This window comes from Massilia solisilvae (assembly GCF_024753215.1).
Taxonomy (GTDB): domain Bacteria; phylum Pseudomonadota; class Gammaproteobacteria; order Burkholderiales; family Burkholderiaceae_D; genus Telluria; species Telluria solisilvae.
Genome location: NZ_JANUGV010000001.1, coordinates 1,097,339 through 1,121,088, shown reverse-complemented (window position 1 = coordinate 1,121,088; position 23,750 = coordinate 1,097,339). Strand labels below are relative to the sequence as shown.

The window sequence follows — 23,750 nt, the reverse complement described above, 5'->3', positions numbered from 1 at the left end:
TCTGCCCACCCTACGAAAAAGCTGTAGGGTGGGCAGGTCTCCTGCCCACGCGTTCAACTAAAAACAAACGACCAAGAGGGAGAGACGAAATGGCCATGGACCGCCTGTTCCAGCTGATGAAAGAGAAAAACGCGTCGGATATGTTCTTCGCGGTGAACTCGCCGGTGCACATCAAGATCAACGGGAACCTCATCCCGATCAACCAGCACAAGCTGGAGCCGGAAAACATCCACTCCCTCCTGTCCGAAATCTGCACGCCCGAGCAGATGGCCGAACTCGAGAACGAGAACGAGCTGAACATGGGCGTCTCGGTCCCCAACCTCGGGCGCTTCCGCCTGTCGGCGTTCCGCCAGCGCGGTTCGATCTCGGCCGTGTTCCGCTTTGTGCCTGCCAATATCCCGCCGCTGGGCGAGCTGGGCCTGCCGCCGGTGCTCGCCGAGCTGATCATGGAAAAGCGCGGCCTGCTGCTGCTGGTCGGCGCCACCGGTTCGGGCAAGTCCACCACCATCGCGGCCATGCTGGACCACCGCAACGAGCAGAAGACCGGCCACATCCTCACGCTCGAAGACCCGATCGAATACCTGTTCAAGAACAAGAAGTCGATCGTCAACCAGCGCGAGATCGGCGCGGACGCGAAGAGCTTTTACACCGCGCTGAAGAACTCGATGCGCCAGGCGCCGGACTGTATTTTGATCGGCGAGATCCGCGACAAGGAAACCATGGCCGCGGCGCTGGCCTATGCGCAGTCGGGCCACCTGGTGCTTGCCACGCTGCACGCGAACAACAGCTACAACGCGCTCAACCGCATCATCAGCTTCTACCCCATCGAAAACCGCGCCGCGCTGCTGCAGGACTTGTCCTCGGCGGTGAAGGCCATCGTCTCGCAGCGCCTGGTCCGCTCGGCCGGCGGCGGCCCGCGCCACGCGGCGGTCGAGATCATGGTCAACACGCGCTACATCGCGGACCTGATCGAAAAAGGCAGCATCGGCGAGATCAAGGAAGCGATGGAAAAGAGCCTGTCGCCGGGCTCGCAAACCTTCGAGACCGCGCTCTACAACCTGGTCAAGGAAGGCAAGGTGGCGCAGGAAGAAGCGATCGCCAACGCCGACTCGGCCACCAACCTGCTCTGGCTGCTCAACAACGGTCCGGAAAAGAAGCAGGAAGAAATCCAGCCGGACGCCCAGCCGGACGGCGCTTCGTTCACCGAGTTCACGCTCAACACCTAAGGGCCGGCGCCCTTGAGCAGCGCGCTGTAGGCATTCGGCGGCGCCAAGCCGTCGATGCGCACCTCGGTCGTGAACGGCAGCGGCGTGAACGTGTAGCGCAACATGCCGGCCTTTTCCGCAAACACGAGCGAATCGACCGGCACGATCTCCACCTTGCCGATGCGGCCGGTCTGCGCCCAGTACCGGCTGTGCTCGCGCGTGATCCGCAAGGTGTCGCCGTTCGATAACGGATAAGTTCCGACCACATCCAGCGTTTCCAGCGGCGTGAGATAGTAACCCTCGCGCGGCCCCGGCGCGCTGCAGCCGGCGATGAGTATGCAGCCCGTCGCGGCTGCCAGTGCCGAGCATTTCATGCTTGCCTCGCCTGCTTCCACACGGGTTAAGACCGGCCCGGGTGCGGCTGGTTCAGGACCCTGCACCAAAGCCGTGCGCCCTTTCGTCGCCCTTGTGCCGGGATTGTCGCGAAACTGCCCCGAAAGTATTGTCCCGGCGTACAGAAACTTGCCCATATGTACGCGCGCGGATTATGATGAAACATATCTCAACGGAACGTCATCCTATTCAAGCGCTTGCTTGATACGCGTGCAGGGAGTGAACATGCGCTGGTACGCGCACCGACCACGGCGCCTGGGGCACTCCGTCCTGGCTGTTGCCTTCGTTTTATTTCTATTCGGGATTGCTCCTGGCCCGGCGCGCAGTGCGCCCGACGCCTCCGCAGCGCGGCAGGCGACCGTTGTCGTCGCGGTTCCCGTCAATTTTCCGCCCTGGGTCATTCCCGACCAGGCCGGCGGCGTCACAGGCATCCTCAACGACCTGTGGACCTTGTGGGGCGAGCGCACCGGCACCTCGGTCAAATTGCTGCCGCTGCCTTTCGACCAACTGCAGGAAGCCGTGGCCTCCGGCCAGGCCGACATCGGCGACGCGCTGATCCGCACCCCGGCGCGGGAGGCGCGCTTCGACTTTTCGTCGCCGCACTTTGAAACCCAGGTCATGCTGTATTTCGGCCAGGAGTTGTCCGGCATCGTCGACGCGGCGACCGCGCGCGGTTTCGTCGTCGGCGTCGCGCAGGGCGACGCCTGCGGCGAGAAGCTCGCGGCGCAAGGCGACACCCTCAAGCGCTACCCCACCCACGAAGCGATGATCGCCGCCGCGGTCAGGGGCGACATTCGCCTGTTCTGCGCCCAGCAGCAGGTGGCCGACTATTTCCTGAACAGGCTGCGCAAAACGGATGCCTTCCGCCACTCGCCGTCCCTGTACGTCGCCCGTGCGCACTGGGTGGTCCGCAAAGGAAACGAGGCACTGTATCGCCAGGTCAGCGAGGGTTTTGACAAGATCAGCGCGCAGGAACGGGACGCGATCGACAAACGCTGGCACGGCACCCGCATCGAACCGTCCGCATTGCCCATCTACCTGCGCTATGCCGGCTATATCCTGCTCGCGCTCGGCATTGGCGGCGCGCTGCTGGCGGTGTGGAACCGCAGCCTGCGCCAACAGGTGACGGCCAAGACGGCCGAGCTGGAGCGCATGCTGGCGAACCTGGTCTGCGCGCAAAAGTCGCTGGACGAAACCAACGCGGCCCTGCGCCAGACCTTGAACCAGACCGTGGGCGCGCTGACCTCCGCCATGGCGCACCGCGACCTGTCCACCGCCGGCCATGAGCGCCGCATCACCGAACTGGCAGTTGCCATCGGCAGGGAGCTGGGCTTTGACGAACATCGCCTCGAAGGGCTTGGCATCGCGGCGATGATCCACGACGTTGGCCAGATCCAGGTCCCCGCCGAAATCCTCACGCGGCCACGGCGGCTTTCGCCGGAAGAGTTCAATCTCGTCAAGATGCATGCCGAGGCCGGGCGCGACATCCTGCGCGACATCCAGTTTCCCTGGCCGATAGCCGAAATCGTGTTCCAGCACCATGAGAACGTGGACGGAACAGGCTATCCGCGCGGGCTGGTGGGAGACCAGATCCTGCCCGAGGCAAAGATCATTCGCGTGGCCGACAGCGTGGAAGCGATGCTGTCGCACCGGCCCTTCCGGCGCGCCGCCAGCATCGACAGCGTGATCGCACAACTGAACGCCGGCAGGGGCCAGCAATACGACGCGGATGTCGTCAACGCCTGCATCAGGCTCATCGAGCGCGACTGGCAGTGGCTGGCCCGTCCGGCCGGGGCCGGCGAAAAACATTTGGCTCACGCATGAAGCTCTCGGAAAAATTTACCGAACACCAGGTCGCATCGCTGATGAGCGATGACTTTGTGATCGTCAACGACACCACCACCCTCGCCGACGCGGCGTCCAGGATGACCGCTGCCGGCGCCTCGAGTGCCCTGGTGATGCGCGGCGAGGATGTGGCCGGCATCCTGACCGAGCACGACCTGGTGCGCCAGCTTGCAAAAGGCATCGCCCCGCAGCAGGCGGTGGCCGAGCTGATGAGTGGGCAGGTGATGTCGGTCGCGGCAAACGCTGAGGTCCACGAGGCATTCCAGCTGATGCTCGCACACGGCATTCACCACCTGCCCGTTGTGGATGAGCACGGGCGGCCGGCCGGCATGCTGAGCGAATCGGACTTCCGCAAGATCGACGGCGTTGCCGGCCTGTTGGGGATGGCCACCGTCGGAGATTTGATGAAAACCCGCTTCGGCCGCTTGCCGCCAACCTCGACGCTGGAGGACGCGTTGAAGCAAATGGCCACCAGCGGCGAGCGCTACCTGATCGTGGTCGATGGCGACACTCCGGCAGGCATCATCACCGAGAAGGATGTCGTGCGCACCATTGGCCGCGGCGAAACTGGCCTGGGCATCGCCGATCTCATGCACCCCTGCAGCGCTACCCTGCGCGAGAGCGCATCGTCCGCGGAAGCCGCGCGCCTCTTGCTCGAACCTGGCCTGGCCATCATTCCCATCCTCGGCAGCCTGGGCGAGCTGGTGGGTGTCTTTGGCGAGGACGAGCTGGTGCGCCACTACGAGGGCGAGTACATCCGCATGCTCCGGACCGTCATCGTGGCGCAGTCCAAAGAGCTGAACGAGAACAAGTTCTACGCGCTGGTCAACCATCTGCCTCAACGGATCTTCATCAAGGATGCGAAGTCCGTGTTTGTCGCGTGCAATGCCAACTTTGCCGCCGACATCGGCGTGACCCCTGAGGATGTCCACGGCAAGACGGACCTGGATTTCTTCCCGAAAGAGCTTGCTGAAAGCTATCGCAACGCGGACCGCAAGGTGATGGACGAGAAGACGTCGATCACGATGGAAGAACCGTACGTGTCACCGTGTGGGAAGCAGAGCTGGGTGCAAACCACCAAGGCCCCGGTGATCGATGCCGACGGCAATGTCGAAGGGGTGGTCGGCATCTACGCCGACATCACCGAACAACGGCGCCTGCTCGAAGAAACGAAGCAGCTCAACTGGGCATTGCGCGCGATTAGCCTGAGTGACAAGGCCATGGTCTATGCCAAAAGCGAGCAGGAGATGCTGCAGGCGGTCTGCGAAGCCATCACCTCCGAGTCGCGCTACCTCCTGAGCTGGATCGGATGGAAAGTGCATGACGAAGCACACTCGGTGCAAATCGTCGCCACCGCAGGCGTGGCGTCGCCCTACGCCGAAGGCCTCGTCGTCACCTGGGCGCCGGGGCCATACGGCAATGGGCCGACCGGTATCGCCTTTCAGACCGGGACCACGCAGATCGCCAATCATGTGCGGGCCCGGCCTGCCTTTGCGCCGTGGCGCGAGCGCGCGGCAGGATTCGGCATCCATTCGTCGGCGGCCATCCCGCTGAAAATGGATGGGGAAACGGTCGGCGCGCTCACGATCTATTCCGGTGACGAGGAAGCCTTCGGCGCCGAAGAGACGCGCCTGTTCGAAGAACTGGCCGACTCGATCGCCTACGGCGTACAGGCCCGCCGCACGCAGACAGCGTACGACCAGTCGTTGCGAGACGTCGCCGTCCAGGCCAACAAGCTGGAACGGGCTTTGGAGGAGTCGCTTGCCGGCATCGGCGCCGTGCTGGAACAGCGCGATCCTTACACGGCCGGCCACCAGCAGCACGTGGCGGAGCTGGCAGTGATGATCGCGAAGGAAATGCACCTCGACGAACAACGCATCCGCGCCTTGTATCTGAGTGCGATCGTGCATGACATCGGCAAGATTCAGGTACCCACGGAGATCTTGTCCAAGCCGGCGCGACTGAACGCTGCCGAATTTGCCCTCATCAAGCAGCATCCCGAGGCCGGCTACAACGTGCTCAAGAAGATCACCTTCCCGTGGCCGATCGCGGAGATCATCCGCCAGCACCACGAGTACCTGGATGGTTCAGGCTATCCGCGTGGCCTGCGCGGCGACCAGATCCTGCTCGAATCGCGCATCCTGACCGTGGCCGACATCGTGGAGTCGATGTCGTCCGACCGCCCCTATCGGCCTGCCCTGGGGATCGAGCAAGCGGCCAGCGAAATCGCCAAGATGAGCGGCACCAAGCTCGACCCGGCCGTTGTGGCGGCGTGCACCGCAGTGCTCAAGCGCGGCGATTTCGTGCCGCACATCCTCGCGATCGACTGAGAGCACCCCGTCACCAGGCCTGCAGGGTGCGGGCCTGCGATTTCTCCGAATCGCCCGATAACGCGCGATTTCAGACGATTTCGTCCGATAGGCGTACGAAGCCGCCCGATTTGGCCGCGAAACCGCACGCTTTCAGCCCGAAAGCGCGCGAAAGCAATCCGAAATTGAACGATATCCAAACGGATATAACCGCTATGAGCTCATGAATATCGCGCGAATTCGTGATGAAATCGGCTGGTTTCGGCGTCAAAACGTACGATTTCGCGCGCAAATCGGGCGCTTTCGTGGCGCTATCGAGCGAAATCGGACGGAATCGTACGAAACCGCGCGTTCCACGGAAAAGAGAGCCCGGACCTTGGGCCCCTTTGGGGTGGTCAGCGCAGCACCTGCTCGAGCACGCGCCCTTCCGCAGCGGCGGGCGGACGCACACGCAGCAGGTGCGCAAGCGTGGGGGCGATGTCCACGACTTCGGTGTAGCCCGCATACGTGCCCGGCTTGATCCAGCGGCTGCCCATGATCAAGAGCGGCACATTGGCGTCGTAGTTGTACGGTGCGCCGTGCGAGGCGTTGGTGAGCGACTTGGTGAACAGCGAATACGGCTGCGGCACCACCATCAGGTCGCCCGAGAGCTGGCGGTTCCAGGCGCGCTGCATCAGCAGGCCCAGGCGCGTCGGGCCCACGCCGCCGTTCTCGAACTGGGTGCGCGTGTACACCTGCGCGATGCCGGGCTGTGCCAGCAGGTAGCGCGCTGCGCGCGCCTCCACGTCCGCGCGCGACAGGCCGTTCTTCTCGACCAGCCCATCATCGAGCCAGATTTCCGGCAGCATCGAGCTCTTGACCAGCTTGTTCACGTGGTACGCGTCGGCCAGCGTCTTGTCCAGACCCGAGACCAGCTTGTCCGGATCGATCCGCAACGCGTCGATGTGGCGCGCCTGCGAGAACGCCGGCGAGTTGGTGAAGCCGTGGTCCGCGGTCAGCACCACCAGCACGTTGGACAGGCCGATGCGCTTGTCGAGGTAGCCGAAGAAGTTCGCCAGCATGCGGTCCAGCCGCTGCAGGTGGTCGTGCGACATCGCACTCTCCGGCCCGAAGGAGTGGTTGATGATGTCGTGCGCGGACAGGCTCACGCCCAGCAGGTCCGGCACGCCGGCCGGGTTGCGGCCCAGGTTCTCGCCCTCGATGGCGGCGCGCGCAAATTCCAGCGTCAGCTCGTCCACCGCCGGCGAGCCCTTCAGGCTTTCGTAGTACTTCGCGTCCGGCTTGCCGCTGTCGCTCTTGAACACGAACGGGAACCGGCTCTGCTTGCCGTTGGCTAGTTCGACATACGGCGCGTCGCCCGCGTAGGCGGCGTCGGGCAGCAGTTTTGTCCACGACTGGCCGTAGTAGCGGTCTTGCGGATGCGCGGCGCGGAAGTGTTCGGCCCAGGCGGGATACGCGTTCATGTAAAAGGTGCTGGTCGCGAACGAGCCGGTTTTCTCCATGTACATGTAGGCGGTGCCGGTCTTCCCGGCGAGCAGGATCGCGCCGCGGTCCTTGCCCGACACGGTGACCACCTTGGACTGGTTGCCGGTCGCATAGCGCAGCTGGTCGCCGATGGTGTCCACGCGCAGGTTTGCGGGCGAGGTGCCGTCGTGCTCCTGGGTCTGTTCACCGTCGCCCAGGTAGTGGTAGCGGCCGTCCTCGGTGCAGTACACCTTCTTGCCGTTGGCGTCGTACCAGTAGTTATTGATGATGCCGTGGCGGTACGGGTAGGCGCCGGTAGAAACAGCGGTGTGTCCCACCGCGGTCACCGTCACCCCGTGCGCCTGGAAGGCGTTGGTGAACCACGCGCCCTGCTCCATCAGCCGGCGAAAGCCGCCCTGCCCGAACTGGTCGCGGTAGCGCATCACCTGTTCGTTGGGCAGGCCATCCACGACCATGACCACCACGAGCTTGGGTTGCTCGTACTTGACGGGAGCGGCTGCACAGGCGGACGTGACAGCGGAGCCGGCCAGCGCGGTGAGCGCGAGCAGGCGGAGGAGCGGTGCGGGACGGGACATGTGTATTGACAGGAGAACAAGGGTGGGAGGTACGATAGGCTACAGATGTGTCCGCCCAATGACAAGCATCCGTTGGCAAACAGGCAGCTGTGCTATCCTCGCGGCTTCCCAAATCAAGCGCGCCGGCGCGCCCGCACGCCCCGGCAGCACAGCCATTCCTGCCCATGAAACGAACCCTGTACGGCATTCCCAACTGCGACACCGTCAAGAAAGCGCGCACCTGGCTCGCGGACAACGGCCATGACTTCACCTTCCACGACTTCAAGAAGCAGGGACTGGAACGCGCCACCGTGCAGCAGTGGCTCGGCCAGCTCGACTGGGAAGTGCTGGTCAACCGCAAGGGGCTCACCTGGCGCAACCTGACGGACGCGCAAAAGGCGGCCGTGACCGACAAGACGAGCGCGCTCGAGCTCATACTGTCCAACCCGTCCGTCATCAAGCGTCCGGTGCTCGATAACGATGGCAAGTTCTCGGTCGGCTTCTCGGACGCGCAGTACCGCGCCATCTTCGAAGGCGCGCCGGCATGAAGCCCTCGCGCACCCTGCAGCTGACGGAAGAGCTGATTGCGCGGCCGTCGGTATCGCCCACGGATGCAGGCTGTCAGCAGCGCCTTATCGAACTCCTGGCGCCGCTCGGCTTTCATTGCGAGACCATCGAATCGAACGGCGTGACCAACCTGTGGGCGTGCAAGGGCAGCGCGTCGCCCCTGTTCGTGTTTGCCGGCCACACCGACGTGGTGCCCACCGGCCCGCGCGAGCAGTGGCAGTCGGACCCGTTCACGCCGACCCGGCGCGACGGCAAGCTGTACGGGCGCGGTGCATCGGACATGAAGACCTCGATCGCGGCCATGGTGGTGGCCACCGAAGAATTCCTGGCCGAGCACGCCAATCACAAAGGCTCGATCGCCTTCCTCATCACCAGCGACGAGGAAGGCCCGGCAGTGGACGGCACCGCGGTGGTGGTGGACCTGCTGGAAGAGCGTGGCGTAGAGCTCGACTACTGCGTGGTCGGCGAGCCCACATCCGCACACGTGCTGGGCGACATGATCAAGAACGGGCGGCGCGGTTCGCTGTCCGGCAAGCTGGTGGTAAAGGGCGTGCAGGGCCACATCGCCTACCCGCAGTTCGCGCGCAACCCGATCCACCTGGCGGCCCCTGCCCTGGCCGAACTGGCCGCCGAGCGCTGGGACGAAGGGAACGAATACTACCTGCCGACCTCGTGGCAGGCGTCGAACATCCACGCCGGCACGGGCGCCAACAACGTCATCCCGGGCACGCTGACGGTGGACTTCAACTTCCGCTTTTCCACCGCCAGCACCGCCGAATCGCTGCAGGCGCGCGTGCACGCCATCCTCGACCGCCACCAGCTCGATTACGACCTGGAGTGGACGCTCTCGGGCCTGCCCTTCCTGACGCCGCACGGCACGCTGTCCACCGCGGTCTGCGAGGCGATCCTGGCCGAGACTGGCATCAAGACCGAACTGTCCACCACCGGCGGGACTTCCGACGGGCGCTTCATCGCCCGCATCTGCCCCCAGGTGATAGAATTCGGGCCGACGAACGCCACCATCCACAAGATCGACGAGCACATCGAGCTGCGCGCGATCGATCCGCTGAAGAACATCTACCGCCGCACACTGGAAAACCTGCTGTCCGGCGCGTCATAACACGAGAACATGGCCATGACTACCGACTCCTTCACCACGCCGCGCGACCTGCTGCGCTATGCCGTCACCCGCTTCAACGCCGCCAAGCTGTTCTTCGGCCACGGCAGCGCCGAGGCCTTCGACGAGGCGGCCTACCTGGTCCTGCACACGCTCAAGCTCCCGCTCGACAAGCTCGAGCCGTTCCTGGACGCGAAGCTGCTGCACGACGAGGTGCTGGCGGTGCTGGCCGTGATCGAGCGCCGCGTTACCGAGCGCGTGCCGGCCGCCTACATCACCAACGAGGCCTGGCTGGGCAGCTACAACTTCTACGTCGACGAACGCGTGCTGGTGCCGCGCTCCTTCATCGCCGAGCTGATCCCCAACCAGTTCAGCCCCTGGGTCAACGATCCGGATACGGTGGAAAACGTGCTCGAACTGTGCACCGGTTCCGGGTGCCTGGCCATCATGCTGGCCGACGCCTTCCCCAACGCGGTGGTCGATGCGGTGGACATTTCGAAGGACGCGCTGGCGGTCGCCGAGCGCAACATCCGCGACTACAAGCTGGAAGGCCGGGTCAACCCGATCGAGTCGGACCTGTACGAAAACGTGCCGTTCAAGAAGTACAACCTGATCGTGACCAATCCGCCGTACGTGAACGCCGAGTCGATGAAGAAGCTGCCGCCCGAGTACCTGCGCGAGCCGCAGATCGCGCTGGCCGGCGGCGCCGACGGCATGGACCTGGTGCGCAAGATCGTCGCCGGCGCCGCCGAACGGCTCACCCCGGACGGCGTGCTGGTGGTCGAGATCGGCAACGAGCGCGAATTCGCCGAAGCCGCATTCGGCCACCTCGGCCTGACGTGGCTCTCCACCAGCGCGGGCGAGGACCAGGTGTTCCTGCTCACCGCCGACCAGCTCCAGTAACGCACGATGATCCGATTCCAGAACGTCAGCCTCATGCGCGGCACCAAGCCGCTGCTCGAGGATGCCGACCTCACGCTCAACCCGGGCGACAAGATTGGCCTGGTCGGCGCCAACGGCGCCGGCAAATCGAGCCTGTTCGCGATGCTGCGCAACGAGCTGCATCCGGACCAGGGCCAGATCGATTTTCCCGCCAAGTGGCGCATGGCCTACGTGGCGCAGGAGACGCCCGCGCTGGCCCGTCCCGCGCTTGAATACGCGATCGACGGCGACGTGACCCTGCGCCGGCTGCAAGCCGAGCTCGAACGGCTCGAGGCCGCGCCGCACACGCAGGAAAACGGCATTGCGATGGGCGAGGTCCACAGCGCACTGGCCGACGCCGACGCCTACACCGTGCAGTCGCGCGCCGAGCAGCTGCTGCTGGGCCTTGGCTTCACGCTCGAACAGATGCAGCAGCCGGTGGCGAGTTTTTCCGGCGGCTGGCGCATGCGCCTGAACCTGGCGCAGGCGCTGATGTGCCCTTCCGACCTGCTGCTGCTGGACGAACCGACCAACCACCTGGACCTGGACGCGATCATCTGGCTCGAGGACTGGCTCAAGCGCTACCCCGGCACTTTGATCATCATCTCGCACGACCGCGACTTTCTGGACGGGATCGTGAACGTGGTGGTGCACATCGACGAGCGCAAGCTCAAGCGCTACTCGGGCAACTACAGCGACTTCGAACGCCAGCGCGCCGCGCACCTGGTGCTGGCGCAGGCCGCGTACGAAAAGCAGCAGCGCACCAAGGCGCACCTGGAATCATTCATCAACCGCTTCAAGGCCAAGGCCACCAAGGCGCGCCAGGCGCAAAGCCGCATGAAGGCGCTGGCCAAGATGGAGGAGCTGGCGCCGCTGCGCGCGGCCGCCGAGTTCTCGTTCGAGTTCCGCGAGCCGCTGTCCGCGCCCAATCCTCTGCTGGTGATGGAGGACGTGGAAGCCGGTTACCCGATCCTGGACGCGCATGGCGACAAGGTGGGCGGCAAGGCGATCGTCCACCGCGTGAACTTCTCGCTGCAGATCGGCCAGCGCATCGGCCTGTTGGGCGTGAATGGTGCGGGCAAATCGACCCTCATCAAGACCATCGCCGGCGAGCTGGCGCCGCTGTCGGGCACGGCCACGCTGGGCAAGGGCCTGTCGATCGGTTATTTTGCGCAGCACCAGGTGGAGATGCTGCGGCATGACGAATCGCCGCTGTGGCACCTGATGAAGATCGCGCCGACCACGCGCGAACAGGAGCTGCGCAACTTCCTCGGGGGCTTCAACTTCCCGGGCGATATGGTCACCAGCCCGATCGCGCCGTTCTCCGGCGGCGAGAAGGCGCGCCTGGCGCTGGCGCTGATCGTGTGGCAGCGCCCCAACCTGCTGCTGCTGGACGAGCCGACCAACCACCTGGACCTGGAAACGCGCGAGGCGCTGACGCTGGCGCTGGCGCAGTTCGAGGGCACGCTGGTGCTGGTCTCGCACGACCGCCACCTGCTGCGCGCCACCACCGACCAGTTCCTGATCGTGGCCGACGGCCGCCTGCAGCCCTTCGACGGCGACCTGGACGACTACAAGGAGTGGCTGTTCCAGACCAAGCTGGGCAAGGCGGAAGCCGTGCCTTTGCCGACCGCAAGCGCGAAGGCAGAGCCAACGCCGGCGCCGGCGGTGGACCGCAAGGAGCAGAAGCGGCTCGAAGCCGAGGAGCGCCAGCGCCTGTCGGCATTGAAGAAGCCGATCGAGTCGCGCATCAAGCGGCTGGAAGAGCAGATGGCCAAGCTCAATGCGAAGAAGGCCGAAGTCGATGCGAAGCTGCTCGACCCGGGTATCTACGAAGCGGACAAGAAAGACGAACTGAAGAACCTGGTGGCCGACCAGGCGTTCTGCAGCCGCGACCTGGAGCAGCTCGAAGGCGAGTGGCTCGAACTGCAGGAGCAGCTCGAAGGCCTGGCTGCCTGACCGTCGTCCCGGCCTGCGCCGGGACGACGTCCGCGTGTCTTACGCCACCACCTTCTCCGCCTGCTTTGCCGCGCGGTGGATCGACATCAGCCGGTCGATGTCCACCAGAATCAGGCGCCGTCCCTCGATCCGCCCCAGTCCCAGCAGGTACTCGACCTGCCCGTTCGCGCCCGGAATCGGCGTGATCTGCTCAGCCGCAAAGCTCACCACCCCGGACACCCCGTCCACCACCATCCCGATGGTTCCGGACGAGAGCTTGAGGATGATGACATCGGTGAGCGGGCTCGGTGGCTGCGCCGGCCGTACCGAGAACGCGGCGCGCATGTCCACGATCGGCATGATGATCCCGCGCGACACCGCCACCCCGCTGATGATCTCGCCATCGGCGGCGAAGCGCTCGAGCGATTTGAGCACGCGCAGTTCCTGCACCTTGCCGAAGTCGAGCCCATACTCCAGCCCGCCGAGCGTGAAGCTGAGGAACTTGATTTGCTGAGAAACGCCGCTGGTGTCGTTCTGCATGGCCCGCCCCCACTGGTTAGCGGCTCTATCGTACGGGCTCGTGGCGCAGAGTCAGTTGACTGCTGTCAATATTTCTGCTGAGACATCAAAAACTCAGGCGCGGGCGTGCTCGCTGTCCCACTCGAAGGCGCCGGCGCTGCCGGAAAACAGCGGCGCGCCCGCAGTGTTGCCACGCAGGCGAGCCTTGATGTCGCGTGCCGGCAGGTCCCAGCTGCTGCCGTCGTCGGGGTCGTATTTCAGCGCGCGCACCTGGATGTCGCCCTGCACCGAGCGCACCGCTACCCGCGAGACGCCGGCGCCGTCGCGCTGGCGCTCCAGCTGCGCGACCAGCTCGCGGCTCTGCTGCAGCTCGAGCTCGGCGGCTTTCTGCGCGTCGGACGCCTTGCCGATCTCCTTGAGCACCGGCCCCACCGCCTTGGCCATGCGCTGGAACGCCGGCACCTGTTCCGGCGTGAGCGTGATCTCGTTCTTGCGCACGCTCGCGGCCAGGCGCATGTACTTGCGCACGTCGGGCTGCCCGGCCAGCCGGTCCACCTCGGCCTTGTAGCGCGCGGCAGCTTGCTCCAGCTGCTCGGCGCGCACGGCGGTCGCGGCCAGCACGCTGTTGATGCGCGCGCTGTCGGGGACCTGGACGAACACCACCATTTCGCTCTGGCGGCGCGGCGCGGCGGTTTCGATCGCGAGCGTACGCCCGGCGATGGCGCAGCCTTCGGCCTGCCCCACTTCCACCGTCTCGCCCACGATCTCGCAGTTGATCGCGTGCTCGATGCGCACCGCACGCCCGGAGATCACCGAGTTCTCGGCACGCTGCAGCTCCACGTCGCCGCCACTGGCCTGGATGGTGGCGCCCGAGACCATGCCGCGCACCGTGATGCTGCCCTGCTTGTTGATCGCGGTGCCGCCGACCAGGTTGCGGTTGAGCACGACGGCACCGCCGCGCGAGACCACGGTGCCGAACACGTCGGCATGGACGGTGATGCTGTCGCCCTCGATCACGCGCTTTTCCTGGATCTCGCCGAATTCCTCGTAATCGCCGGACAGCTGCAGGTTGCCGGTGGTCTTGACGCTGACACCGTCGTGGCTGACGATCTTGCCGCCCACCGAGATCTGGCTGGTCTTGCGGTCCACCGTCAGGAAACCGGCCTGCTGCGACACCAGGAACTCGCCATCCGGCGTGCGCTGCACCACCGTGCCCAGGCCGCAATAGGCTTGCAGGTCGAGGTCGGCGGGAACCGCCGGTTCGATCACGTTGCCGTTCAGTTCATAGCCAGCGGTGCCGGGCACACGCGGCAGCTTCTTCAGCAGCCGCACGCCCTCCTTGATCTGCGGGAAGCGGTTCTGGAACGAGTTCAGGTCGAGCTTGCCGTTGGCGAGCTGGCGCGGCGCGTCGTTGCGGTGGATGTCGTCCGAGACCTCGATCACGCGCGCGTCCTGGCCGGGCAGCGCGTCGAGCTTGCGGGCGACCACCAGCCGCCCCGACTGGCTGGACGCGATCGCGGCGCGCACGGCGTCCAGGTCGATCCCGAAGCGGATACCCTTGGTCCACAGGTCGGCGACAAATTCGTCCAGGTCCAGGCGGGCCGGCACGCCGCTGCCGCCAGGGTCGCCCGGGTCGTCCAGGTACACCGGCTCGAAATAGTATTCGGCCATGCCCTTGTCCAGCTTGACAGCGCGGTACAACTGGCGGCGCGCCCGGTCGAACGGCACGATGCCGGAGGCAAACCGCACCCAGCCGTCGCCATGGGGATTGAGCGGCAATGGCGCGCCCACGCCGTACAGCGCACGCAACAGCACCGCGTAATCGAGCCCGGCGAAATAGTTGTTGGCGGCGAAGATGTTGTCGATCGCGGCCATCAGGCCGGCGCGCGGCAGCGACGGGTCGAGGAACACGCCGTCCTCGCGCTGCACCACGCCGTATTCCGGCATGCTGGCCGCACCGCCCGCGGGCGATCCATCGTTGGTTGTAGCAGCAGGCATGTTCGACACGTTCACGCTCCGGTCGTCTGGTTAACCCCGCATATTTACAATGCACAACGGGTGACCGGACAAGCGTAACATGGTGTCAACAGAAAATAAATGTCCGTCAACAAGTTACCCCCAGAAATGGGGGAAAGCGCGTCAGCGGTGTTGCGGTCGTGAATACAGGTCCATGCCTGCCTCGTTGATCTGGCGGCGCAGGTCGCGCCGCTCGTCCGGGGTCAGGCGGCCGCTGCGACGCGCTTCCTGGCTGCGCGCGGCGGCCTCTTGCTGCATGCGGCGCTCGTCGAACTCGCGCGAATCGAAGGTGCGCGGGTCGAAGCGCTGGCCGTGCTCGGCCTGCGGCATCGGACGCGGTTGCTCCTGCTGGCCGCGCATGTCCTGCATGCGCGGGTCGGCACCGCGGTCCTGGCGCTGCGCCATTGCGGGAGTGGCCACCACGGCCAGCGCGGCGGCCGCCGCGCACAGCACGCGCGCCAACCGGATGCCGCCAAAGGTGGCGGGCGATACACTGGTTGGGATGGGCACGTGTTTCATGGTGTTCCTCTTCCGCGATGCCGTATAAACAGATAATCTTTGTTGCGACCTGTACCCAGTGTATGCATAAAGCCAGAGGGGCATAAGACCAAATGGGTAAAGTTTGTAACACAATGTAATGCCGGGTTAGGAAGCCCGGCACGCATCGGCGAGAGAAGTTACCATAGCGACATAATTCTGACAAACCGGACAGACTATGAATTCACCCACCCAAACGAATTCCGGCAACCACTCCGGCGGCCACTCGGCCAAGATCATGGTCGTGGACGACGACGTGCGCCTGCGCGACCTGCTGCGCCGCTACCTGACCGAACAGGGCTTCACCGTCGTCACCGCCGAAAACGCGACCGCCATGAACAAGCTGTGGCTGCGCGAGCGCTACGACCTGCTGGTGCTGGACCTGATGCTGCCTGGCGAAGACGGCCTGTCGATCTGCCGCCGCCTGCGCGGGGCCGGCGACCAGACCCCGATCATCATGCTGACCGCCAAGGGCGAGGACGTGGACCGCATCGTCGGCCTGGAAATGGGCGCCGACGACTACCTGCCCAAGCCGTTCAACCCGCGCGAACTGGTCGCGCGCATCGGCGCGGTGCTCCGCCGCAAGGGCCCGGACGAAATCCCGGGCGCGCCGTCCGAAACCCCGCAAACCTTCGAATTCGGCGACTTCGTGCTCGACCTGGGCACGCGCACGCTCAAGAAAAACGGCGAGACGGTGCCGCTGACCACCGGCGAATTCTCGGTGCTCAAGGTGTTCGCGCGCCATGCGCGCCAGCCGCTGTCGCGCGAAAAGCTGATGGAACTGGCGCGCGGCCGCGAGTACGAGGTGTTCGACCGTTCGCTGGACGTGCAGATCTCGCGCTTGCGCAAGCTCATCGAACCCGATCCTTCCAGCCCGCTGTACATCCAGACCGTGTGGGGCCTGGGCTACGTGTTCATCCCTGAAGGACAGCCGCGCTAGTGTCAGCCTTTTATTCGGGTGCGCCGCGCTTCCTGCGCCTTGGCTGGTTCAGGAGCGGCCTGTTCTGGCGAACGTTCTTCCTGCTGTCGGTGCTGACCACGCTGTCGATGGCATCGTGGATCGGCATGATCAACATGGTCCAGCGCGGGCCGCAGGTGCAGCAGACGGCCGAACTGGTGGTGTCGGTTGTTACCATCACCAAGGCCGCGCTCACGCACTCGGCGCCGGAATTGCGGCGCGAGCTGCTGTTCGAGCTGGTGTCGAACGAAGGCATCCGGATTTTGCCGCTCGAGCCGGACGACAAGATCGAGCCGCCGCCGTCCACCCCCAACATGGCCGAGATCGCGGCGCTGGTGCGCGAGAAGCTGGGCGAGGACACGCGCTTTTCACGCCGCGTGAACGGCGTGGCCGGCTTCTGGATCAGCTTTAACATCGACGGCGACAAGTACTGGCTGATGCTCGAACGCGACCGCCTGATGGGCCTGACGCGGGTGCAGTGGATCGGCTGGGCCAGCGTGGTGGGCGTGTTGTCGGTGCTGGGCGCGGCGCTCATTTCGAGCCTGGTCAACCTGCCGCTGGCGCGCCTGACCGCGGCTGCGCGCGCGATCGCGCAGGGCGAGCGCCCTGCCCCGCTACCGGAAAAGGGATCGAAGGAGATCATCCAGGCCAACCGCAGCTTCAACCAGATGGTGGAGGACCTGGCGCAGGTCGAGAAGGACCGCGCGGTGATCCTGGCCGGCATTTCGCACGACCTGCGTACCCCGCTGGCGCGCATGCAGCTGGAAGTGGAGATGGCCAACCTGTCGCAGGACGCGCGCGAGGGCATGCAGTCGGACATTGCGCAGATGGACGCGATCATCGGCCAGTTCCTCGACTACGCCAAGCCGACCGAGTCGGCCACTTTCACGGCGGTGGACATGTCCGAGATGCTGGCCGAGATCGGGCGCGAGGCGGGGCGCATCCCCAACATGCGCGTGCATTGCGAGATCGAACCGAACGTGCAGGTGCTGGGCAACGCGATCGACCTGCGGCGCGTGATCAACAACGTGATCGAGAACGCGCGCCGCTACGCGCGCACGCCGGGCGAAGATCATACGGAGATCGACATCGCTTGCCACGTCAAGTCCACCGGTCACGGGCGGCGCGCGGTGATCACGCTGGCCGACCACGGCCCGGGCGTGCCCGAAGACCAGATCGCCCAGCTGCTCAAGCCGTTCACGCGGCTGGACACGGCGCGCGGGCAGGCCAACGGCGCCGGCCTGGGCCTGGCGATCGTCGAACGCGTGCTGACCCGCCACAACGCGCAGCTGAGCCTGCGCAACCGCGAAGGCGGCGGGCTGGTCGTCCAGCTGGCGCTGCCGCTGGCGGCCTGAAATCCATTCCATACCAACCAAGAACGACATGACCGAGACCGCTCAACTGCAATACAGCGACATCGAGCAGGCCGCCGCGCGCATCAAGGGCGCGGCGCACCGCACCCCGGTGCTGACCTCGCGCACCGCCAATGCCATGGCCGGCGCCGAGCTGTTCTTCAAGGCCGAGAACCTGCAGCGCATGGGCGCATTCAAGTTCCGCGGCGCCTGCAACGCCATCGCCCGCTTTACCGACGAGCAGAAGCGTGCCGGCGTGCTGACCTACTCGTCGGGCAACCACGCGCAGGCGATCGCTTTGTCGGCCAGCCTGATGGGCATCAAGGCCGCGATCATCATGCCGCAGGACGCGCCGGAGCTGAAGGTGCGCGCCACCAAGGGTTATGGCGGCGAAGTGATCCTGTACGACCGCTACAAGGAAAACCGCGAGGAGATCGGCGCACGCCTGGCCAAGGAGCGCGGCATGACGCTGATCCCGCCTTACGACCATCCGGACGTGATCTGCGGCCAGGGCACGGCGGCCAAGGAACTGATCGAGGATGCCGGGCAGCTCGATCTGCTGCTGGTGCCGCTCGGCGGCGGGGGTCTGCTGGCCGGCTGCGCGCTGGCGGCGGCCACGCTGTCGCCTTCCTGCAAAGTGATCGGCGTGGAGCCGGAAGCCGGCAACGACGGCCAGCAGTCGCTGCGCAGCGGCCAGATCGTGGACATCCCGGTGCCGCAGACGATCGCGGACGGGGCCCAGACCACGCACCTGGGGCAGCACAACTTTGCGGTGATCCAGCGCTTTGTCGACGACATCGTGACCGTCAGCGACGAACAGCTCAAGGCGACCATGCGCTTTTTTGCCGAGCGCATGAAAATCGTGGTCGAGCCGACCGGGTGCCTGGCTGCCGCGGCCGCGCTGCATGGCGTGGTGCCGGTGGCGGGCAAGCGGGTCGGCATCCTGATCAGCGGCGGCAACGTCGACCTGGCGCGCTTTGCGCAGCTGGTGGCCGGTTGATGGAGCTGATCCAGTCGCACGAGCTGCCGGCGCCCGCCGGGCATTATTCGCAGGCGGTGGCGGCCGGCGGGCTGGTGTTCCTGTCGGGCATCCTGCCCTCCTCCGCCGAGGTGGACCCGGCCGTAGCGGGGTTCGAGGCCCAGTGCGGCTCGGTATTCGAACAGTGCGGCAAGGTGCTGCGCGCGGCCGGCTGCGGCGTTGCGGACGTGGTCCAGTGCACGGCTTACATCGTGGGCGTGGAGAACTGGCCTGCGTTCAACGCCGCGTATGCGCGCGTGTTCGGCGCCCACAAGCCGGCGCGCACGGTGGTGCCGGTGCCGGCGCTGCACTACGGCTTCCTGGTCGAGGTGCAACTGGTGGCGCAGCGGCCGCAGTAGGTCTGGGATTGCCGCCAGTCACCGATCGTTCCCGCCGCAATTCCTCGTAACACTTTTTACACGCCAATGCGTGCAAGCGCACGGTCGCGCGCCTATCCTGAGGGCTATAACTGTGGAACATCACACGGCTACTCAAGGAGGACGCAACCATGAAAAAACTGCTTATTGCCGCATTGCTCGCAAGTTCGCTTGGCGGCATCACCGCCGCCGCCCAGGCCCAGACCATTATCGTGCGCGAAGCGCCGCCGCCGCCGCGCAACGAAGCGGTGCCGCACGAAAGGCGCGGCTACGTGTGGGCGCCGGGCCATTACGAGTATCGCCATCACCGCTATGTGTGGGTACGTGGCCAGTGGCTGCGCGCACGCCACGGCTACAGCTACCGCGCGCCGGCGTGGGAAGAGCGCGACGGCCAGTGGGTGATGAAGCGCGGCGGCTGGGAACGCGGCATGCGTGACCGCGACGGCGACGGCGTGCCGAACCGCTTCGACGAGCATCCGAACAATCCGAACCGCGGCTGACCCATCGCCGGCGAATGGCCAGAAGGCCGAACCGCGTCCTTGCGGTTCGGCTTTTTTTGGCGCCGTCGGCGTTAAGTGTGGACCTGAGCACGTTCCCCGGACTCGCCGTCCGCCTTGGCGGGGCCCCATCCTGAGCACCCCGGCACGCGGCACGCTCGCGCGCCGCAAGGACGCGAACTCAGCATGGGCTCCCGCCTCCGCGGGAAGGACGTATTAGTGTCAACACTTAATCCAGACAGCGCCTTTTTCGTTGGCGTCGCAGGTTGGGCACTTGTGCCCACTCGGCCACCACGCGCGCTGTGAATGCCTTGTTCGGCGCAGCGTGTTCGCGCGTGGGTGCGGGAGCCCACCCTGCCCGCCTTTGCGCAGGGGCACGTCAACGCCGGATCGGCGGCTCGGGCGGCTTGGTGCCCTGGGTGCCGCCGCCACCGCCCGGCCCCTGCCCGCCGCCCGTCACCGGCGAACCCTGCTCACTGCCCGAGCCGGTCACGCCCGCCGCCGCCGCGCCCGGTGTGCGCGGCCCGGGCGCGCCGGCCGCCGCAGCCACCGCCGGCCGCGCGCTCGAGCCGGCTGCAATGTTCACCCGCGTGGCCGAGGGCGGCGGCGCCGGCTCGGCGCTGAAGTACGCTGCCAGCGCGGCAATGTCGGCGTCGGACAAGGCGCGCGCGATCTGCACCATCTGGCCCGACAGGTCGGTCTTGCGCGAGCCGTTTTTCCAGGCCTGCATGGCCGCCGTCAGGTAACTGCTGTTCTGCCCGGCAAGGTACGGATAAATCGGCGGCTCGCCCGCCCCGCCGGGGCCGTGGCAGTTGGCGCAGGCCTGCACACGCTTGCTCTCGTCGCCCGCCATGGACAACTGCGCGCCACGCCCGGACGCCGCCGTTGTGCCCGCGCCCGCGGCGGCGGCGCCCGGCGGCGCCCCACCCAGCGTCGCGTAATAGGCGCTCACGTCGCGGATCTGCTCGGCGCTCATGCCCTTGGCAATCGCCAGCATGATCGGGTTGCTGACGCGCGCGCCGTTGGCGTAGGCCGCCAGCTGCTTGCCCATGTAGTAGGCCGATTGTCCGGCAATGCGCGGGAAGCCGCTGGCGGGGTTGCCCTCGCCCTGCGCGCCGTGGCAACTCACGCATGCGGCCACGCCGTTGGGCGCGCCCTGGGTGGCGATGCGCTGGCCAAGCTGCAGGTTGGGCGGGCCGAACGCCTGCGCGGCGGCCGCGCCGGGCTGGGCGAGCGCAAGCGCCTGGCCGGCCTGCGCCTGCTGTTCTTCCATCACCCCGGCCTGGCTCTCCTGCGCCCCCGGCTGCGCAACAGCCGGGCCCTGGGCTGCATCGGGCTGCCGTGCACCGTCTTGCGCGCCACCGCCCCGGCCCGCGCAGCCTGCCAGCGCCAGCACGGCCAGCGTGACGGGACAAATGATCGATGTCTTCATGCTTGCACCAAGGGTCCGGGGGACTTCAGGTAGCGGTGGACGATCGCGTCGGCCGACCAGTAGGCCAGCGCGCCGACCGTGTCCGTCGGGTTGTAGGTCGCGTTCTGCGGAAAGTTGGAGGCGCCGATGATGAACAGGTTGGGCACATCCCAGCTTTGCAGGTAGCGGTTGACCACGCTGCTGCCGCGGTCCAGGCCCATGATGGTGCCGCCGGTGTTGTGCGTGGTCTGGTACTGGGTGATCACGTACGGCCCCTTGCGCCCGGCCCCGGCCACCTGCCGCCCGCCCATCGCGCGCCCGATTTCGGCCGCCTTGGCGGTGACATAGGCCGACATGCGCAAGTCATTGGGCGGAAAGTCGAAGGTGATGCGCAACAGCGGCAAGCCCCAGGCATCCTTGTAAGTCGGATCGAGATCGAGGTAGTTGCCCTTGGCCGACATCGAACTGCCGTGCACGTTGAGCACCGAGGTGTGGTTGTAGTGCTTGACCACCGCCGCCTTCCACGCCGCGCCCCAGGCCGGCGTGCCCGGCGGCGTGGGATGAAATTCGATCGGGCGCCCGTTGGTCATCACGTCGCCGAAGTAGGCGCCGCCGATGAACTTGTGCGGCCCGTGGTCGAAGTTGTCGGCCACGAAATCGGCAATCAGGGTGCCGTTGGCGCCCGAACGCATGAACGGGTTGATGTTGACCGACTCGTCAAAGAACACCTGCACCGCGCTCATCGTCTGGTACGCGTAGTTGCGGCCGACGTTGCCGCGCCCGGTCCTGGGGTCGTACGGCTCGCCAATGCGCGACAGCAGCAGCATGCGCACGTTGTTCAGCGAGAACGAGCACAGGATGACCATCTTCGCCGGCTGCTCGAACTCGCGCCCGGCCGCGTCCACGTAGGTGACGCCGGTGGCGCGCTTTCTGTCCTTTGACAAATTGATGCGCAGCACGTGCGACTGGGTGCGCAAGGTGAAGTTCCTGTCCTTGAGCAGCACCGGCAGCAGGACCGTCTGCGGCGAGGACTTGGCGAAATGCTCGCAGGCGAAGCGCTCGCAATAGCCGCAGAACATGCAAGTGCCGAGCGTCATGCCTTCCGGATTGGTGTACGGCTGCGACAGGTTGGACGACGGCTGCGGGAACGGGTGGTAGCCCAGGCTGGCGGCAGCCTTGCGGAAAATGGCCGACCCGTACGGCTCCTTCATCGGCGGGGTCGGGTAGCCGCGCGAGCGCGGATCCTCGAACGGGTTGCCGCCCGCGATCTTCCGACCCTTGACGTTGCCAGCCTCCCCGCTCGTGCCCAGCAGGTATTCGAAGCGGTCGTAGTGCGGCTCGAGGTCGGCGGCGGTCACGCCCCAGTCCTGGATGGTCAGGTCCGGGTCGATGAAATTCTTGCCGTAGCGTTGCTCGATGTGGCTGCGCAGCCGCAGTTCGTCATCCTGGAAGCGGTAGGTCTGGCCGTTCCAGTGCACCGCCGCGCCGCCCAGGCCGGTTCCGGGCAAAAAGCTTTCCCAACGCCGGATCGGCAGCGCCACCTGGTTGATGTTGTTGCGGAAGGTCATCGCTTCCTTGGTGTTGTCCTGCATGAAGCCCTTGCGCACCGAATAGCGCAGCTCGTCGTGCATCTGCGGCCCCTGGAAGTCGGGCACCGTGAACTGCGGATTGCCCCGTTCCAGCCCGACCACCTTCAGCCCCGCGCGGGTCAGCTCGCGCCCGAGCATCGTGCCCACCAGCCCCACGCCGATCAGCACGGCGTCGCATTCCTTCATTCGGGTAGCCATCACTTGCCCCCTTTCCGGCGCACCGGCGTCGGGGTGCGCGGCGCCTCGGCCGACGGGGCATGCGCGGGCGGGCTGACCGGCGCGATCATGATCATGCCGCGCGCGTCTTCGCCGATCGACATCGGCGCGCGCGTGTACAGCATGCCGTGCTGGTCCACCAGGTCGTAGAAGCTGGCGTAGGCGCCCGGAAAGCCGATCATTTTCCACGCCACCATGTCCTTGTTGCCACCGTAGATCGGGTCGCTGAAGAAGCCTTCGATGGTCAGGCCCAGCAGCGACTCGAAGAACGTGTGCGCCGGCACCCCGTTCAGGCTCTGCTGGCCGGTCTGCAGCGACTGCAGGTAAGCGTCCTGCTCGGCGCCGGGCAACTGGTCGAAGGTGGTGCCGCGCCGGCGCCGGATGTCTTCGTTGATGGCGCGCAGCGCGTTGTGGAACAACTCGGCGGGGGTGAAGGGCAGCTGGTAGCCCTGCCCCGGCAGCCCCTGCTGCCACGGCCCACTGCGGTACAGCCGCTCGCCCGCGCCCCAGGCTCCGCCGAGCTGCTTGTCGATGTAGTTGGGCACGCCCGCCTCGATTGCGCCGGGGCCATTGGCGTCGGCCGGGATCAGGCGGGCGCACGCGGCTTCGATGAAGCGCGCCTCGTCGGGCCGGAAGAAGGTGTAGGTGACTGGCGCGGCTGTGGTGCCGGCCCGCTGGCCTGGCGCGTGCTGGTGCGCCGCTGCGTCGTGGGGTAGCGCGTGTGCCTTGCCGGCAATGGCCGCGGCGGTGGCGCCCGCTGCTTTGAAGAACGATCGTCGCGACAGCTTCTCCATCTGTTTTTCTCCGGTTGTTTTTGGTCGAGCGGGCGATGGGCGGGCGCGGCCCGTGTGCAGCGTTAGAGTGCGGCCTGCTGTTCTGGTTCGCGTGGCAAACGGAGATTGTGGACAGGGTTCGGCACCGAACAG

Annotated in this window: 20 protein-coding genes; 12 read left to right on the top strand and 8 right to left on the bottom strand. The window is 66.1% G+C overall.

The features are described 5' to 3' along the window. The first annotated feature begins 89 nt into the window (after positions 1-89). Entirely contained in the window at positions 90-1,226 is a 1,137-nt protein-coding gene (locus NX773_RS05025; protein ID WP_258855244.1) for a PilT/PilU family type 4a pilus ATPase, read from the top strand. Here NX773_RS05025 and NX773_RS05020 read toward each other — a convergent pair. Further along, complete coding sequence (locus tag NX773_RS05020; RefSeq protein WP_258855243.1) at positions 1,223-1,579, bottom strand: hypothetical protein; 357 nt, start codon at positions 1,577-1,579, stop codon at positions 1,223-1,225. The genes NX773_RS05025 and NX773_RS05020 overlap by 4 nt on opposite strands. A gap of 244 nt (positions 1,580-1,823) precedes the next feature. On the opposite strand from NX773_RS05020, the gene NX773_RS05015 reads away from it, so the two are divergent. Both NX773_RS05015 and NX773_RS05010 read left to right on the top strand, forming a co-directional pair. After that, positions 1,824-3,422 (top strand): HD domain-containing phosphohydrolase, encoded by a 1,599-nt coding sequence (locus NX773_RS05015; RefSeq protein ID WP_258855242.1) that lies wholly within the window; start codon positions 1,824-1,826, stop codon positions 3,420-3,422. Next, positions 3,419-5,773 (top strand): CBS domain-containing protein, encoded by a 2,355-nt coding sequence (locus NX773_RS05010; protein ID WP_307728487.1) that lies wholly within the window; start codon positions 3,419-3,421, stop codon positions 5,771-5,773. The genes NX773_RS05015 and NX773_RS05010 overlap by 4 nt, the downstream gene beginning before the upstream one ends. 374 nt (positions 5,774-6,147) lie before the next feature. Here the strand turns inward: NX773_RS05010 and NX773_RS05005 are convergent, their stop codons facing one another. Next, on the bottom strand, positions 6,148-7,812 hold the full coding sequence (locus NX773_RS05005; protein ID WP_258855241.1) for an alkaline phosphatase family protein: 1,665 nt from the start codon (positions 7,810-7,812) through the stop codon (positions 6,148-6,150). A gap of 164 nt (positions 7,813-7,976) precedes the next feature. Here NX773_RS05005 and NX773_RS05000 point away from each other — a divergent pair, with 164 nt between their 5' ends. The 4 genes from NX773_RS05000 to NX773_RS04985 are packed head-to-tail and all read left to right on the top strand — an operon-like array spanning position 7,977 to position 12,355. Beyond that, complete coding sequence (locus tag NX773_RS05000) at positions 7,977-8,339, top strand: ArsC family reductase (protein ID WP_258855240.1); 363 nt, start codon at positions 7,977-7,979, stop codon at positions 8,337-8,339. After that, the gene (gene dapE, locus NX773_RS04995) at positions 8,336-9,478 is read left to right on the top strand and encodes a succinyl-diaminopimelate desuccinylase (protein ID WP_258855239.1); all 1,143 of its coding nucleotides are present in this window, start codon (positions 8,336-8,338) and stop codon (positions 9,476-9,478) included. Before NX773_RS05000 ends, dapE begins: the two co-directional genes overlap by 4 nt. Positions 9,479-9,493: 15 nt before the next feature. Beyond that, positions 9,494-10,378 carry a 50S ribosomal protein L3 N(5)-glutamine methyltransferase gene (gene prmB, locus NX773_RS04990; RefSeq protein WP_258855238.1) on the top strand — a complete coding sequence of 295 codons (885 nt, stop codon included), beginning with the start codon at positions 9,494-9,496 and terminating at the stop codon, positions 10,376-10,378. A 6-nt stretch (positions 10,379-10,384) separates the two neighbouring features. Then, positions 10,385-12,355, top strand: coding sequence for an ATP-binding cassette domain-containing protein (locus NX773_RS04985; protein ID WP_258855237.1), 1,971 nt, complete (start codon positions 10,385-10,387; stop codon positions 12,353-12,355). A 39-nt stretch (positions 12,356-12,394) separates the two neighbouring features. Here NX773_RS04985 and NX773_RS04980 read toward each other — a convergent pair whose 3' ends face one another. The 3 genes from NX773_RS04980 to NX773_RS04970 form a co-directional block, all read right to left on the bottom strand. After that, positions 12,395-12,874 carry a chemotaxis protein CheW gene (locus tag NX773_RS04980; RefSeq protein ID WP_258855236.1) on the bottom strand — a complete coding sequence of 160 codons (480 nt, stop codon included), beginning with the start codon at positions 12,872-12,874 and terminating at the stop codon, positions 12,395-12,397. A gap of 93 nt (positions 12,875-12,967) precedes the next feature. After that, the gene (locus tag NX773_RS04975; protein ID WP_258855235.1) at positions 12,968-14,851 is read right to left on the bottom strand and encodes a flagellar assembly protein A; all 1,884 of its coding nucleotides are present in this window, start codon (positions 14,849-14,851) and stop codon (positions 12,968-12,970) included. Positions 14,852-14,992: 141 nt separating this feature from the next. Beyond that, entirely contained in the window at positions 14,993-15,388 is a 396-nt protein-coding gene (locus tag NX773_RS04970; protein ID WP_258855234.1) for a hypothetical protein, read from the bottom strand. Positions 15,389-15,584: 196 nt separating this feature from the next. Here NX773_RS04970 and ompR point away from each other — a divergent pair, with 196 nt between their 5' ends. The 5 genes from ompR (at position 15,585) to NX773_RS04945 (ending at position 19,611) form a co-directional block, all read left to right on the top strand. Further along, positions 15,585-16,346: an osmolarity response regulator transcription factor OmpR gene (ompR, locus tag NX773_RS04965; RefSeq protein WP_258820671.1), complete on the top strand. Its 762-nt coding sequence runs from the start codon at positions 15,585-15,587 to the stop codon at positions 16,344-16,346. Continuing rightward, positions 16,346-17,719 (top strand): sensor histidine kinase family protein, encoded by a 1,374-nt coding sequence (locus NX773_RS04960; protein WP_258855233.1) that lies wholly within the window; start codon positions 16,346-16,348, stop codon positions 17,717-17,719. Before ompR ends, NX773_RS04960 begins: the two co-directional genes overlap by 1 nt. A 28-nt stretch (positions 17,720-17,747) precedes the next feature. After that, on the top strand, positions 17,748-18,716 hold the full coding sequence (locus tag NX773_RS04955) for a threo-3-hydroxy-L-aspartate ammonia-lyase (protein WP_258855232.1): 969 nt from the start codon (positions 17,748-17,750) through the stop codon (positions 18,714-18,716). Then, positions 18,716-19,093: a RidA family protein gene (locus NX773_RS04950; RefSeq protein ID WP_258855231.1), complete on the top strand. Its 378-nt coding sequence runs from the start codon at positions 18,716-18,718 to the stop codon at positions 19,091-19,093. The genes NX773_RS04955 and NX773_RS04950 overlap by 1 nt, the downstream gene beginning before the upstream one ends. A gap of 149 nt (positions 19,094-19,242) precedes the next feature. Beyond that, positions 19,243-19,611, top strand: coding sequence for a YXWGXW repeat-containing protein (locus tag NX773_RS04945; protein ID WP_258855230.1), 369 nt, complete (start codon positions 19,243-19,245; stop codon positions 19,609-19,611). Positions 19,612-19,987: 376 nt separating this feature from the next. Here NX773_RS04945 and NX773_RS04940 read toward each other — a convergent pair whose 3' ends face one another. The 3 genes from NX773_RS04940 to NX773_RS04930 are packed head-to-tail and all read right to left on the bottom strand — an operon-like array spanning position 19,988 to position 23,618. Then, positions 19,988-21,040: a c-type cytochrome gene (locus NX773_RS04940; protein WP_258855229.1), complete on the bottom strand. Its 1,053-nt coding sequence runs from the start codon at positions 21,038-21,040 to the stop codon at positions 19,988-19,990. After that, the gene (locus NX773_RS04935; RefSeq protein ID WP_258855228.1) at positions 21,037-22,806 is read right to left on the bottom strand and encodes a GMC family oxidoreductase; all 1,770 of its coding nucleotides are present in this window, start codon (positions 22,804-22,806) and stop codon (positions 21,037-21,039) included. The genes NX773_RS04940 and NX773_RS04935 overlap by 4 nt, the downstream gene beginning before the upstream one ends. Further along, positions 22,806-23,618, bottom strand: coding sequence for a gluconate 2-dehydrogenase subunit 3 family protein (locus tag NX773_RS04930; RefSeq protein ID WP_258855227.1), 813 nt, complete (start codon positions 23,616-23,618; stop codon positions 22,806-22,808). Before NX773_RS04930 ends, NX773_RS04935 begins: the two co-directional genes overlap by 1 nt. Positions 23,619-23,750: the final 132 nt, after the last annotated feature.